This is a genomic window from Blautia faecis (genome assembly GCF_020554845.1).
Taxonomy (GTDB): Bacteria; Bacillota; Clostridia; order Lachnospirales; family Lachnospiraceae; genus Blautia_A; species Blautia_A faecis.
In genome coordinates, this window is the sequence record NZ_JAJCIA010000110.1 from 1 (window position 1) to 343 (window position 343).

A 343-nucleotide genomic window follows, 5' to 3' on the forward strand; every position below is an offset into this window, starting at 1 on the left:
CAGAGGGACCGAAAAGCAAACTTGGCCGTACTACGATGATGGTGTTGGCAGTTACATTGCATAACATCCCTGAAGGTATGGCAGTTGGTGTAATGTATGCAGGATTTCTTGCTGAAAATGCACAGATTACAGCAACAAGTGCACTTGCTTTATCACTTGGAATTGCTATCCAGAATTTTCCGGAAGGAGCGATTATATCCATGCCGCTTAGGGCAGAGGGTGAAAGTAAAAGAAAGGCATTTCTGGGAGGTGTACTTTCAGGAGTGGTTGAACCGATTGGAGCAGTAATGACGATTCTTGCTGCACAGCTGGTAATCCCGGCATTACCATATTTACTGAGCTT

Annotated in this window: 1 protein-coding gene; it reads left to right on the plus strand. The window is 44.9% G+C overall.

Going from position 1 to position 343, the window contains the following annotated elements:
- Nucleotides 1–343 (plus strand): ZIP family metal transporter (locus LIZ66_RS18435; RefSeq protein ID WP_227201187.1); only part of this gene is annotated, 343 nt, incomplete at both ends.